Source organism: Streptosporangium lutulentum (genome assembly GCF_030811455.1).
In the GTDB taxonomy this organism is placed as follows: domain Bacteria; phylum Actinomycetota; class Actinomycetes; order Streptosporangiales; family Streptosporangiaceae; genus Streptosporangium; species Streptosporangium lutulentum.
The window spans coordinates 39857-52875 of record NZ_JAUSQU010000001.1 but is presented as its reverse complement, the minus strand read 5'-3'; the positions used below and the strand labels follow the sequence as shown (position 1 = coordinate 52875).

Sequence of the window (13019 nt, the reverse complement as noted above, 5' to 3'; positions counted from 1 at the left end):
CGGGGGACGTCGCGCGGGCTCACGCGTTCACTTCCGGTGACTCTCACACGTGCCGGACTTCATCGCGACGTGGACGCCGGAGCGTCGGTAACGGGTGAGACGGCACAGGGCGATCAGCCCCGTCAGCGCGAGCACTGCCTCGATCACCACGATGAATGCGATCATTCAAGCTTCCTTCGCGGGCCCCGCCCGGATGTCCCCTACACGTCCATCGCAGGCACCATTTCGCAAGAACCTTAACAGTGGACGTCCCTATTTGTCGCGTAATGTCCGTTTTGTCTTCCCCGCTTTCCATGATTTTCTGTCGCCGCCAGATCCACGCCGGGACCGCGCATCGTTACCCCGCCGGAGGGTAGTCGCAAGCCGGACCATTCCCCCACTGGAAAGGCGAGCGGACATGGCAGACATGCCCACCCACCTGGACGCGCAAGTAGTCGTCGACCGCAGGGTCCTGGCCGGCTACGACAACTACCTGGCCGCGCAGCGGACCGTGGACACCCTCTCGGACGCGGGGTTCCCCGTCGAGAACGTGGCGATCGTCGGCAGCGACCTGAAGCTCGAGGAGACCGTCACCGGCAGGATGACCAACGGACGGGCCGCGCTCACCGGAGCGGGAAGCGGCGCGATCTTCGGTGCCGTGGTGGGAATGTTCCTCGGGCTGTTCACCGCCACCACGCTGTCGTTCATCGTCCTCGTGCTGTGGGCGGCGCTCTGGGGCGCCGTGATGGGCGCCGCTTTCGGGCTCATCAACCACCTGTTCACCGGTGGCAAGCGCGATTTCGCCTCGCGCAGCGCGATCGTCGCCGGCCGCTACGACGTGCTGGTCGCCGCCTCGCACCTCGACCATGCCCGCGCCATCCAGGAGGGCACCCCGGGGCCCGCCGACACCGTGGTCGTCGAGGTCCCGCCGACCGCCGGGACGTACGACCCCGCGGCCGTACGGCCGACCGCGCCGGACCACCCCCTCCCGGAGCGGTCCGCCGCGGCGGACCATTCCGTCCCGGCGCAGCCGCCCGCGCCGGACCACCCCGTCCCGGCACAGCCCGCCACGCCGGACCAGGCCGCACCGGAGCGGACCGCCCCCGCGCGGTCGGCCACTCCGGACGGCCTTCGCCCCTGAGAGCCGGGCGCCGGGCTTCGACCGGGGGAGGGAGGCGACCGAAGACGGGGCTTCGGGTCGCTCCTCACGGAACCCGGCGAGCTCAGCCCTTGACGCTGCCCGCGAGCAGGCCCCGGACGAAGTAGCGCTGCATCGACAGGAAGACGACCAGTGGAATGATCACTGAGACGAACGCGCCCGCGGTCAGGCGTTGCCATTCGTTGCCGCGGGTGCCGGCCATCTGTGCCAGCCGTACGGTCATGGGAGCGCTGTCCGGGGTGCCGCCGGCGAAGATCAGGCCTACCAGCAGGTCGTTCCAGACCCAGAGGAACTGGAAGATCGCGAAGGTGGCGAGCGCGGGAAGGACCAGGGGGAGGACGAGCTTGCGCAGGATCACTCCGTGACTGGCTCCGTCCACCCTGGCCGCCTCCATGAGCTCACCGGGAAGCTCGGACATGAAGTTGTGCAGCAGGAAGATGCCCAGCGGCAGGGCGAAACAGGTGTGCGCGAACCAGACCTGGATGAAGCGGGCCGGGCCCTCCAGGTTCCAGGCGGGCGACAACTGGAGGCCGAAGATCTCCACGCCCTGCGAGAAGAACGACAGCAGCGGGACGAGCGACATCTGCAGCGGCACGATCTGGAGCGCGAAGATGCCGATGTAGATCCACTCGCGTCCGCGGAACGGCAGCCAGGCCAGCGCGTAGGCGGCGAAGGTGGCCAGGGCCAGCGGGAAGAGCACCGAGGGAATCGTGATGACGACCGAGTTGATCAGAAAGCTCATCATCTGGCCGGAGGACGAGGAGGTGCCGAACAGCACCTCCCGGTAGTTCTCCAGCGTGAGCTGCGGGTCGGCGAAGAACGTCCACCAGCCGGTGGTCTTGATCTGGTCCTCGGGGCGCAGCGAGGACAGCAGCAGGCCGAAGGTCGGGGTGGTCCACAGCACCGCGATGACGATCGCGACGACACTGGCGACCCTGCCGCTCAGCCGCCGCCGGACACGCTGCGGGGCCGTCGTGTCCTTCGCCCGCACCACGGTACTGGCCAACGTGGTCACGCCGCCTCCTTCGTCGGACACGTTCCCGTGGCGCTGTGCCTGCCGGCTCGCTCACTCATCGGACCTCCCGGCGCTGGCGGATCTGGTAGACGACGATGGGCAGCACCAGGACGAACAGGAAGACCGCCAGCGCCGCGCCCTTTCCGGTCTCTCCGTACCGGAACGCCTGGTTGTACATCTCGTTGGCGATGACGCTGGTGTCGAACTGACCGCCGGTCATGGTGCGGACGATGTCGAACAGCTTCAGCGTGCCGATCGACTGGGTGACCAGCACCACGATCACCGCGCCTCGGATGGAGGGCAGCGTCACCTGGAAGAACATCTGCAGGGGGCTCGCGCCGTCCAGCTTGGCCGCCTCGATGATCTCCGCGGGGATTCCCTTGATGGCCGCGGAGAGCACGACGGTGGCGAAACCGGCCTGGATCCAGACCATCACCACGATCAGGAACAGCGTGTTGAGCGGAGGTTCCTGAAGCCACTGCTGGGGCTCCCCTCCCATGGCGACCACGATCTGGTTGAGCAGGCCGATCTGCTCCTGCTCCACGGAACGGTAGGCGTAGACGAAACGCCAGATGATGCCCGCGCCGACGAAGGAGATCGCCATCGGCAGGAAGACCAGCGACTTGGCGACCGCCTCGAAGCGGGTGCGGTCCACCAGGACGGCGTAGACCAGTCCGACCGAGGTCACCAGCAGCGGGACGAGCAGTACCCAGACGAGGGTGTTGCGCAGGACGGTGACGGCCTCGGGCTGGGTGAACATCCAGCCGTAGTTGTCCAGGCCGACCCACTGCCTGCTGTCACCGCTCATGAACGACAGCAGGGTCGTCCGGATGGCGGGCACCACCAGGCCGACGCCGAGCAGCAGGGTCGCCGGCAGGAGCAGGATCGTCGCGTGAACCCAGGCCCGCCGCCGCATCGGAGCGCGGTCGACCAGCAGCAGGATCACCGCGACCACCACGAGGAAGGCGGCGATGCCGATCAGCAGTTGAACGAGTTTGGATTGTTCGGCGGCGAAGTCGAAGTCCATCGGAGAGATCTCCCGGAGGGAACGGGCCAAGACGGACGATGTGCCCGGCGCCATTGATCACTCGGCACCGGACACATCGCTATATATCAGGACTTAGGCCAGGAAGCCTCGATGTAGTCGAGGACCGTCTTGGTGTCCTTGCCGTTGATCCAGTCGGTCATGCCCTTCCAGAAGGTGCCCGCCCCGACCGCGGCCGGCATCAGGTCGGAGCCGTCGAACCGGAAGACCGTGCTCGGGTCCTGGAGCATCTCCATGGAGAGCTTGTCGATCGGGTTCTGGGCGTTGGCCGGGTCCACGCCCTTGCGCGCGGTGACGTAGGTCGCCAGCTTCATGCGGGTGGCGGGGAACTCCGCTCCGGCGAGGTAGGCCTGAACGGCCTGGACCTCGGGACGGTCGGCGAAGGCCGCCACGAACTCGCCGGCGCCGAGGACCGGCTTGTTGGCGGGGTCGTTGCCCGGCAGGTAGAACGCGAACACGTCGCCGTCCTCGGCGACCTTGGTGCCCTCGGGCCAGAAGTTGGCGTAGAAGGACGCCTGGCGGTGCAGGGCGCACTTGCCCTCGGTGATCGGGACGCCGCCCTCCTGGAAGGCGGTGCTGACGATCGACTTCACCGGGCCGTAGCCGCCGTTGACGAACTTCTCGTCCTTGAGGATCGCGCCGACCTTGTCCACGGCCGAGACGATCTTGGGGTCGTTGAACGGGATCTTGTGGCTCACCCAGTCGTCGTAGCCCTCGGGACCGATCTCCCGGAGCAGGATGTCCTCGATCCAGTCGGTGGCCGGCCAGCCGGTCGCGTCACCGGACTCCAGGCCCGCGCACCACGGCTTGATGCCGGTGCCCGCGATCGTGTTGGTGAGCGTCATGAGCTCGTCCCAGGTCTTGGGGACGGCCCAGCCCTTCTCCTTGAACATTCCCGGCGAGTACCAGACGAAGGACTTCACGCTGGCGCCCAGCGGGGCGCCGTAGAAGACGCCGTCGACGGTGGAGTACTTGGCCCAGTCGGCCGACCAGCCCTCGTCGGCCAGCTTCTTCACCTCGGCCGAGGCCGGCTTGAGCTTCCCGGCCTTGGCGAAGCGCTCCAGCAGGCCGGGCTGCGGGAAGAACGCGATGTCCGGCGGGTTGCCGCCGTCGGCACGCACCTGGATCTGAGCCTCGAACTCGCCGCTGCCCTCATAGGCGATCTTCATCCCGGTACACGTGGCGAACGGCTTCCAGGCTTCCTGGAAGAGGTCGGCCTCGGCGTCGCGGATGGAGGAGTAAATACTGACGGTCTTGCCCGCGTGGTTGCCGTACTGGGTGAAGGCGGCGCATTCGGGGGCCGCGCTGGCGCTGCCGCCACCCGCCGATGGCGTGGTCTCCGTGGATGCGCAGGCACTGGCGACCAACGCCAGCCCGATGGTGCCCGCCGCCAGGGCGACGCGATGAGGCCGTGAGAGGAGTGACATGAACCTTCCTCCATATACGTTGCCGGGGAGTGTGAGAGCGCTCTCTGGAAGAATTGTCCGCACACAACACGATGTCAATAACTGTGATATTACGGTTACAGGCCCATTTTTCTTGACACACTCCCTAAGCTAACGTGATGCTCGTGAGAGCGCTCTCACACGACTGCGAAACAGAATGGGGCGGTGAGGACATGACCATGTCCGCCGAAAAGTCCTACGACCTTCAGGACTCCGGCGTGCTGAGGTTTCCCGAGGGCTTCGTCTGGGGCGCCGCCACCGCGGCCTACCAGATCGAGGGCGCGGCCCGGGAGGACGGCAGGGGACCCTCGATCTGGGACACCTTCTCCCGGACCCCCGGCAAGGTGCATGCCGGTCACACCGGTGACGTCGCCTGCGACCACTACCACCGCTACCCCGACGATGTCCGCCTCATGGGCGACCTGGGTCTGCACGCCTACCGGTTCTCCGTCTCCTGGCCCCGCATCCAGCCGGACGGCTCGGGCCCGGCCAACCCTCGCGGTCTGGACTTCTACGACCGCCTGGTGGACGAGCTGCACGGCGGGGGCATCACCCCGATCGTGACGCTCTACCACTGGGACCTGCCGCAGACCCTGGAGGACCGGGGCGGCTGGACCAACCGGGAGACCGCCGAGCGGTTCGCCGAGTACGCCGCGATCATGTACTCCCGCCTGGGCGACCGGGTCGAGACGTGGACCACGCTGAACGAGCCCTGGTGCTCGGCCTTCCTCGGCTACGCCTCGGGCATCCACGCGCCGGGCCGTACCGAACCCGGGCTGAGCTTCGCCGCCGCCCACCACCTGCTGCTCGGCCACGGCCTGGCCGTCCAGGCGCTGCGCGCCGCGGGCGCGAGCCGGATCGGCATCACGCTCAATCTCGCCCCCGTGCTCGGCGACGACGCCGAGGCGGCGTCCGTCGTGGACGGCCTGCAGAACCGGATCTTCCTGGACCCGGTGCTCCGCGGCGAGTATCCCGCCGACGTGGTGGAGCGGGCCCGCCGCTTCACCGACTGGTCCTTCGTCGAGGACGGCGACCTGAAGATCATCAGCCGGCCGATCGACCTGCTGGGCGTGAACTACTACAACCCGCAGACCGTGACCGGCCGCGTCGGCGAGCCCGCCAACCCGGTCTACCCGGGCAGCGAGGGAATCGCCTTTCCCGGCGCCGACGCGCCGAAGACCGCGATGGGCTGGCCGGTGCAGCCGTTCGGGCTGACCGAGCTGCTTCTGCGGCTGTCGCACGACTATCCGGACACCCCACTGATCATCACCGAGAACGGCGCGGCCTTCGACGACGTCGTTGAGGACGGCCAGGTGCACGACGTCGGCCGCCTGTCCTACCTGGACGGGCACCTGCGCGCCGCGCACGCCGCCATCGAGGCGGGCGTCGATCTGCGCGGTTATCTGGTCTGGTCGCTGCTGGACAACTTCGAGTGGGCGGAAGGGTATCGCAAACGGTTCGGTGTCGTACATGTCGACTACAGCACCCAGCGCCGCACTCCCAAGGACAGCGCCCTGTGGTTCCGCGAGGTCGTCCGCCGGAACGGGCTGTGAGGGCCCGTCCGACCCTGGAGAAAGTGGCCGCCCGGGCAGGAGTGTCCCGGGCGACCGCCTCCCGCGTGATCAACGGCTCGACCCGCGTGGCCCCGCAGATCCGCGAGGCGGTGAATCGCGCCGTGGAAGAACTGGGCTACGTCCCCAACCAGGCGGCGCGCAGCCTGGTCACCCAGCGGGCCGACTCGATCGCCCTGGTCTTCCCCGAGCCCGCGACCCGCGTCTTCTCCGACGACCCGACCTTCGCCGGGATCATCCGAGGGGTCAGCATGGAGATCGAACAGGCCGACAAGCAGCTCGTGCTGATGCTCACCGGAGCGGAGGGCGGCTACCAGCGGGTCGAGCGCTACGCCACCAACGGGCACGTGGACGGCGTGATCATCGCGTCGATGCACGGCGCCGATCCGCTGCCGGCGATCCTGACCCGGCGCGGCGTCCCGGTGGTCTGCAGCGGCCGCCCGGGCACGCCCAGCAACCTCCCGTACGTGGACATGGACAACTCGGGGGGCGCCGAGCGCGCCGTCGCGCATCTGATGGAGCAGGGACGCCGCCGGATCGCGACCATCGCCGGACCGCAGGACATGATCGCCGGGATCGACCGGCTCAACGGCTACCGCGACACCCTGCGCGACTCCGACCGCCGCTCGATCATCGCGGTCGGCGACTTCACCCGCGAGTCCGGGGTGATCGCGATGCGGCAGTTGCTCGCCGACGACCCCGAGATCGACGCGGTGTTCGTGGCCAACGACCTGATGGCGCTGGGAGCGCTGCGGACCCTGCGGGGTACGGGGCGCCGGGTTCCGGACGACGTGGCCGTCGTCGGCTTCGACGACATCCCGGCCGCGGCCTACGCCGAACCGCCCCTGACCACGGTCAGGCAGTCGACCGTCGAGATGGGCCGGCGGCTCGCGCGCATGGTGCTGGGCCTGGAGGAGCAGGCACAGCTCGTCCTCCCCACCGAGCTGGTGGTGCGGGAGTCTACGAGGACGTCCTGACGACAAGCTCCGTGGGCATGATCACCGGTTCGACCTGCTCGCCGTCCAGGAGGCCGAGCAGCAGCCGGACCATGGCCGCGGCCTGCTCCTGGTGCGGGTTGTGAATGGTGGTCAGCGGCGGGTCGGTGTAGCGGGCGGCCTCTATGTCGTCGTAGCCGACGACGGCGATGTCGTCCGGGATCCGGCGGCCCGCCTGGCGGAGCGCGTGCATGGCGCCGATCGCCATCAGGTCGTTGGCGGCGAACACCGCGTCGATCTCGGGGTCGTCGGCGAGCAGCTGCCGCATCGCGACCGCGCCGGACTCGCGGGTGAAGTCGCCGACCGCGATGATCGAGCGGCGGTCGGAGTCGTGGAGCACCTCGCGGTATCCGGCCAGGCGGTCCTGGCCGCCGATCATGTCCAGCGGCCCGGAGATCGTGGCGATCCGCCGCCTCCCCCGCTCCAGCAGATGGCGCACGGCCGTGGCGGCGCCGTTGACGTGGTCGGTGTCGACGTACGGCATGGTCACCGGCACCGCGGGCCTGCCGTAGGAGATGACCGGGACGCGCAGCCGGGTCAGCGCGACGGGCAGGGGGTCGGCGCCGTGGCTCGACACGAGCATGACACCGTCCACGTGGCCGCCCGCGACGTAGTTCTCCACGCGGGCGTGGCTCTCCGGCGATCCGGCCAGCAGCAGCACGACCTGCTTGTTGACGGCCTCCAGCTCGATGCTGGCCGAGCGGATGACCGTGGAGAACATCGGATCGTCGGAGAACACCCGGTGCGGGGACTCGGAGACGACCAGCGCGACGGAGTTGGTGCGCTGGGTGGCGAGATTCCTGGCGGCGCCGTTGGGGACGTAGCCCAGTTCGTTCACGGCGCGCATGACCAGGTCACGGATGTCCGAGGTGACCGTGGTCTGGCCGTTCACGACCCTGGAGACGGTCGAGCGGGAGACCCCGGCCCGGGCCGCGACCGCCTCCAAGGTAGGGCGTCTCATTCAGTTCCCCCGCAGTCCGTTCTGCTTGATGACCTCGCGGTACCACAGCGCGCTGTCCTTGAAGAGACGCCGCTGGGTGTCGAAGTCGACGTGCACGATCCCGAATCTACGCCCGTAGCCGTAGGCCCACTCGAAATTATCCAGCAAGGACCAGACCAGATATCCCCGGACGTCCGCCCCGTCGGCGATCGCGGCGTGCACGGCGCGCAGATGGCCGTCCAGGTAGCCGGTCCTGCCGGTGTCGTGGACGCGGTCGCCCTCCACGACGTCCTCGAAGGCCGCGCCGTTCTCGGTGATGACCAGGCCGACCTCCGGGTAGTCGTCGGCCAGCCGTACCAGCAGGCGGGAGAGCCCGTTCGGCACGATCGGCCAGCCCATCGCGGTGGCCGGCACGTCGTCGACCGGGCAGAACCGGATGTCCTCGCTGCCGGGCCACGCCGCGTCGGCGGCCTGGCCCGGCCCCGACTCGACCACGCACGGGTTGTAGTAGTTGATGCCGATCACGTCGATCGGCTGATTGATGATCTCCAGATCACCGTCCCGGATGTGGGCCAGACCTCCGTTGCGCTCGATCATCGCGAGCAGTTCCACGGGATACTCCCCGCGCAGCGCGGGGTCGAGGAAGTGCCGGGTGAGCAGCGTGTCGATCCGGCCGACCGCCTCGGCGTCCTGGAGCGACGGGACGGCCGCGGGGTCGCCCACCTGCGCGGGAGTGATCACCGGTGAGAGGTTGAGGGCCAGTCCGATCTCCTCGGCCCCCGCCTCGCGTATCGCCCGCGCCGCCAGCCCGTGCCCCAGCAGCAGATGGTGGGCCGCGCGGAAGGCCGCCGCGGGCTCCCTCCTGCCCGGCGCGTGCACCCCGTTGCCGTAGCCGAGAAAGGCCGCCACCCACGGTTCGTTGAGCGTGGTCCAGTGCTGGACGCGGTCTCCCAGGCGCGCGTGCACGATTCGCGCGTAGTCGGCGAACCGGTAGGCGGTGTCGCGCTCGGGCCAGCCGCCCGCGTCCTCCAGTGCCTGGGGCAGGTCCCAGTGGTAGAGGGTGACGTAGGGCGTTATCCCCGCTTCCAGCAGCCTGTCGACCAGGCGGCTGTAGAAGTCCAGGCCGCGGGTGTTGGCCGGACCGGTGCCGTCCGGCTGGATCCTGGGCCAGGCGACGGAGAACCGGTAGGCCGCCAGGTCCAGGTCGCTCATCAGCCGGACGTCGTCGGCATAGCGGAAGTAGTGGTCACAGGCCACGTCACCGGTGTCTCCCCCGATGACCTTGCCCGGCGTGCCGGAGAAGGTGTCCCAGATCGAGGGCCCGCGGCCGTCCTCATGGGCCGCGCCCTCGATCTGGTAGGAGGCGGTGGCGGCGCCCCAGACGAAACCGACGGGGAAGTCCGCACGCCCCTGCGTAAGGGTGGCCCCCCGTGTGCTGACGACGGTCATCCCTTTACAGCTCCTTGCATGATTCCTCCGATGATCTGTTTGCCGAGAAGAGCGAACACCAGGACCAGCGGCAGGGTGCCGAGGGTGGTGCCCGCCAGGCCCAGTACGTAGTCGTTGACGTATCCGCTGGCCAGGGTGGACAGGGCGACCTGCACCGTCGGGTCCTCCGGGGTCAGGACGACCAGTGGCCAGAAGTAGTCGTTCCAGACCGACATGAAGGTGAGCATGCCGAGCACGGCCGCCGCCGGGCGGGCGGCCGGGAGCACGACGTGCCAGAACAGACCCCAGGTGGTGCAGCCGTCGACCCGGCCGGCCTCCAGCAACTCGGTCGGCAGCGCCCGGGAGAGGTACTGGGTCATGAAGAACACGCCGAACGCGTTGACGAGCGCGGGCACGATCAGCGCGTACATGCTGCCGGTCCACTCCAGCTTCACCATCAGCATGTAGAGCGGGATGATGCCGAGCTGGGTCGGCACCATCATGGTCGCGACGGTGAGCAGGAGCAGGGCGTTGCGACCGCGGAAGCGCAGCTTGGCGAAGGCGAACCCGGCCAGCGTCGAGAAGAACATCACCGCGATCGCGACGGAGCCGGAGACCAGGACGGAGTTGACCATCGCCATGGCGAACGGGACCGTGTCGAAGACGCGGGCGACGTTGGCGAAGAAGTTGCCGCCGGGCACCAGCGGCGGCGGGACGTCCGCCAGTGCCGCGTTGTCGCGGGAGGCCACCACGATGCTGTAGTAGAGCGGCAGCATCGAGAAGAACGCCACCGCGGTCAGCGTGAGGTAGGTGAGCCTGCGGGCGAGCTCGGAGCGCCGGGCCGTGGAGCCGTTGAGGGCGGGACGCGGGCGTTTGGAGGACCTCGGGGCGGCGGGGGCGCTCACGTCAGCCCTCCCTTCCCACGACGGGTGATCAGGTAGTTGACGCCGGCGACCAGGACGATGAAGACGAACATCATCCAGGAGATGGCCGAGGCGTAGCCGAAGTCGAGCTTGGTGAAGTTCTCGTAGATGAACAGCGAGAGCGTCTGGTACTGCCGGTCCACCCCGCCGGTGATGAGGTAGGAGCCGAACAGCAGCGGCTCCGCGAGGATCTGCATGGCGCCGATCGTCGAGGTGATGACGACGAAGACGATCGTGGGCCTGATCATCGGAATGGTGATCTTACGGAGCTGGGTGAACCCGCTCGCGCCGTCGATGGTGGCCGCCTCGTACAGCTCGCGCGGCACGGCCTGCATGGCCGCCAGGAAGATCAGGGCGTTGTATCCCGTCCACCGCCACATGATCATGGTGGAGATGGCGGCGTGGGAGCTCAGCACCCCCTCGTTCCAGGCGACGCCCTCGACCCCGAACAGCGACATCACCCAGTTGATCATGCCGAAGTCCCGGCCGAACAGCTGACTGAAGATGACCACCACCGCGACCACACTGGTCACGTTGGGCAGCAGCAGCGTGACGCGGAAGAAGGTCTGCGCCCGCAGCGGCCGGTTGAGCAGGTGGGCCAGCCAGATGGCCAGCAGCAACTGCGGGGCGGTGGACAGCACCCCGATGGACAGGGTGTTGAAGGTGGCGTTCCAGAAGTAGTCGTCGGCGAGCAGGGTCCTGAAGTTCTCCAGGCCGATGAAGGTCTGCTCGTCCCGGAGCAGCGTCCACTCGTGCAGGCTCACCCAGGCGGTGTAGGCCAGGGGGAACAGCCCGAAGGCGGAGAAGAGCAGGAAGAACGGGGCCACGTAGGCGTACGGCGAGCCCTTGACGTCGAGCTGGTGGACCAGGTGGCGGCGGAGGCGGCGATGTCGCACCGGCCTGTTCGGCGGAACCGCCGCCAGGCGTTCGGGTGCCCGAGTCGCCATGGCAGCTCCTTTCGGTTACTCGTTGACTCGCTGGTTCGTTGATGCACTGACTCGCCGATGCGCTGACTCGTCGATTCACTGACTCGCCGATTCGTCGATTCGCTGATTCGTCGAGGCGGACGGGCGCGCGGCTCGCCGGGACGGCAAGCCGGTGGCCGACCGGTGCGAGACCAGCCGGCCGAGGGGCGACTACTTGATCCTGCTGACGTCCTTGAGCGCCTGCGCCCAGGCTTCCTCCGCGTTCTGCTTGCCCTGGTCGACCCGCTGGAGACCGTTGCCGATCGCCTGCAGGACGTCGCCGGCCTTGGGACCGACGGGCTGCGGCTTGAGCGCCTTGGCGGCGTCGGTGAAGATCTTGCCGATCGGCGCGTTGCCGAAGTACGGGTTGACGTAGTCCTTCACCGCGGGGTCGTCGTACAGGGCGGGCAGCGAGGGCAGCGCGCTGGCCTCCGTGAAGAGCGTGACCTGGCTCTCCTTGCTGGTCAGCAGGTTGATCAGCTCGGCGGCCTCCTTGGGGTGCTTGCCCTGCTTGGGCAGCGCCAGGTGGGTGCCGCCCTGGTTGCCGCCGCCGCCGGGCACCGCGGCGATGTCCCAGGTGCCCTCACCGGGCTTCTGGTCCTTGATCGTGCCGGTCTTCCAGGCCGGGCAGACCATGGTGGCGAAGGTACCCTTGGCGATTCCGGTGTTCCACGGCGGCGAGAAGGCGGCGAGGTTGGCCGAGAGACCGTCGCTGATCATCTTCACGCCCATGTCGAACGCCTTGCGCACCTCGGGGTTGGTGGCGGCGACGATGTTGTACTGGGCGTCGTAGAACCCGACCGGGGCCTGCTCGACCATGGCGCGGAAGTGCTCACCGGGGCCGTCGGTGAACTTGGCGCCCTCGACCTTGGCCGCGACGAACTTCTTGCCCGTCTCGATGTAGGCGTCCCACGTCGGCCAGAGCGCCGAGACCTCGTCACGGTTGGTGGGCAGGCCGGCCTTCCCGAACAGGTCGGGGCGGTAGCACATGGCCAGGCCGCCGACGTCGGTGCCGAGACCGATGAGCGAGGAGCCGTCGTTGGAGACGCCCAGCTTCCACTTCCAGTCGAGGTATTCGCTCTCGCGCTTGTCCAGTCCGTAGTCCTTGAGGTTGTAGAACTTGTCGGGCACGGGCGTGAACGCGGCGATGTAGCCGCCCTCGATGGCGACCACGTCCGCGGCCCCCGCGCCGGTGGTCAGCTGCGTGATGAGGTTGGTGTGGTGGTCGTTGAACTGCGCACGGCGCTCCACGATCTCCACGTTGGGATGGGTCTTCTTGAACTCCTCGTACAGCGGCGCGTAGTGGAAGTCGCTGAAGAGCCCGACGGTCAGCTTGATCTTCTCTGCCGGCTGGGAGGCCGCCCCGCCGCTCGCGGGGGCGTCACCGCCGCTGCCACAGGCGGTGAGACCCAGGGCCAAGGCGGAAACGGCGACCATCGGGACGAGGAACCGGTGGCGTAACTTACGCATGGAACCCTCCTAGGGTCCTCATAAGTGATCATGAAGAGAGCGCTCCCTGAGCAGATTGATGGCATCCGGGTTACGTGTCAACGA

The 13019-nt window shown here is 68.3% G+C and carries 12 protein-coding genes; 3 read left to right on the top strand and 9 right to left on the bottom strand.

The genetic code is table 11. The features are described from left to right. Positions 1-27: 27 nt before the first annotated feature. Positions 28-165 (bottom strand): hypothetical protein, encoded by a 138-nt coding sequence (locus J2853_RS00215; RefSeq protein ID WP_307553637.1) that lies wholly within the window; start codon positions 163-165, stop codon positions 28-30. A 232-nt stretch (positions 166-397) separates the two neighbouring features. Between J2853_RS00215 and J2853_RS00210 the strand changes: the two genes are divergently transcribed. Next, positions 398-1120, top strand: coding sequence for a YflT domain-containing protein (locus J2853_RS00210; RefSeq protein WP_307553635.1), 723 nt, complete (start codon positions 398-400; stop codon positions 1118-1120). Between the two features lie 82 nt (positions 1121-1202). On the opposite strand, the gene J2853_RS00205 is transcribed toward J2853_RS00210, so the two are convergent. From J2853_RS00205 to J2853_RS00195, 3 genes are all read right to left on the bottom strand, one after another. After that, positions 1203-2153, bottom strand: a complete 951-nt coding sequence (locus J2853_RS00205; RefSeq protein WP_307553634.1) for a carbohydrate ABC transporter permease — start codon at positions 2151-2153, stop codon at positions 1203-1205. A 55-nt stretch (positions 2154-2208) separates the two neighbouring features. Continuing rightward, on the bottom strand, positions 2209-3180 hold the full coding sequence (locus tag J2853_RS00200) for a carbohydrate ABC transporter permease (protein WP_307553631.1): 972 nt from the start codon (positions 3178-3180) through the stop codon (positions 2209-2211). 86 nt (positions 3181-3266) lie between these two features. Continuing rightward, positions 3267-4625 carry an ABC transporter substrate-binding protein gene (locus J2853_RS00195; RefSeq protein WP_307553629.1) on the bottom strand — a complete coding sequence of 453 codons (1359 nt, stop codon included), beginning with the start codon at positions 4623-4625 and terminating at the stop codon, positions 3267-3269. 191 nt (positions 4626-4816) lie between these two features. Here J2853_RS00195 and J2853_RS00190 point away from each other — a divergent pair, with 191 nt between their 5' ends. Both J2853_RS00190 and J2853_RS00185 read left to right on the top strand, forming a co-directional pair. After that, on the top strand, positions 4817-6196 hold the full coding sequence (locus tag J2853_RS00190) for a GH1 family beta-glucosidase (RefSeq protein ID WP_307568538.1): 1380 nt from the start codon (positions 4817-4819) through the stop codon (positions 6194-6196). Further along, positions 6193-7191, top strand: coding sequence for a LacI family DNA-binding transcriptional regulator (locus J2853_RS00185; protein WP_307553628.1), 999 nt, complete (start codon positions 6193-6195; stop codon positions 7189-7191). The genes J2853_RS00190 and J2853_RS00185 overlap by 4 nt, the downstream gene beginning before the upstream one ends. Here the strand turns inward: J2853_RS00185 and J2853_RS00180 are convergent. The 5 genes from J2853_RS00180 to J2853_RS00160 form a co-directional block, all read right to left on the bottom strand. Next, positions 7175-8170, bottom strand: coding sequence for a LacI family DNA-binding transcriptional regulator (locus J2853_RS00180; protein WP_307553625.1), 996 nt, complete (start codon positions 8168-8170; stop codon positions 7175-7177). The genes J2853_RS00185 and J2853_RS00180 overlap by 17 nt on opposite strands. Beyond that, a complete protein-coding gene (locus tag J2853_RS00175; protein ID WP_307553623.1) occupies positions 8171-9598 on the bottom strand; it encodes a GH1 family beta-glucosidase in 1428 nt (475 codons plus the stop codon). After that, the gene (locus J2853_RS00170) at positions 9595-10482 is read right to left on the bottom strand and encodes a carbohydrate ABC transporter permease (protein WP_307553621.1); all 888 of its coding nucleotides are present in this window, start codon (positions 10480-10482) and stop codon (positions 9595-9597) included. Before J2853_RS00170 ends, J2853_RS00175 begins: the two co-directional genes overlap by 4 nt. Beyond that, positions 10479-11447 (bottom strand): carbohydrate ABC transporter permease, encoded by a 969-nt coding sequence (locus J2853_RS00165; RefSeq protein WP_307553618.1) that lies wholly within the window; start codon positions 11445-11447, stop codon positions 10479-10481. The genes J2853_RS00170 and J2853_RS00165 overlap by 4 nt, the downstream gene beginning before the upstream one ends. 189 nt (positions 11448-11636) lie before the next feature. Further along, a complete protein-coding gene (locus J2853_RS00160) occupies positions 11637-12935 on the bottom strand; it encodes an ABC transporter substrate-binding protein (protein WP_307553616.1) in 1299 nt (432 codons plus the stop codon). Between the last annotated feature and the right edge of the window lie 84 nt (positions 12936-13019).

What these genes read in the sequence shown, in the direction of transcription:
- J2853_RS00200 (WP_307553631.1), bottom strand. Translation starts at nt 3,180, where the DNA reads ATGGACTTCGACTTCGCCGCCGAACAATCCAAACTCGTTCAACTGCTG.
- J2853_RS00215 (WP_307553637.1), bottom strand. Translation starts at nt 165, where the DNA reads ATGATCGCATTCATCGTGGTGATCGAGGCAGTGCTCGCGCTGACGGGG.
- J2853_RS00160 (WP_307553616.1), bottom strand. Translation starts at nt 12,935, where the DNA reads ATGCGTAAGTTACGCCACCGGTTCCTCGTCCCGATGGTCGCCGTTTCC.
- J2853_RS00165 (WP_307553618.1), bottom strand. Translation starts at nt 11,447, where the DNA reads ATGGCGACTCGGGCACCCGAACGCCTGGCGGCGGTTCCGCCGAACAGG.
- J2853_RS00195 (WP_307553629.1), bottom strand. Translation starts at nt 4,625, where the DNA reads ATGTCACTCCTCTCACGGCCTCATCGCGTCGCCCTGGCGGCGGGCACC.
- J2853_RS00190 (WP_307568538.1), top strand. Translation starts at nt 4,817, where the DNA reads ATGACCATGTCCGCCGAAAAGTCCTACGACCTTCAGGACTCCGGCGTG.
- J2853_RS00180 (WP_307553625.1), bottom strand. Translation starts at nt 8,170, where the DNA reads ATGAGACGCCCTACCTTGGAGGCGGTCGCGGCCCGGGCCGGGGTCTCC.
- J2853_RS00210 (WP_307553635.1), top strand. Translation starts at nt 398, where the DNA reads ATGGCAGACATGCCCACCCACCTGGACGCGCAAGTAGTCGTCGACCGC.
- J2853_RS00175 (WP_307553623.1), bottom strand. Translation starts at nt 9,598, where the DNA reads ATGACCGTCGTCAGCACACGGGGGGCCACCCTTACGCAGGGGCGTGCG.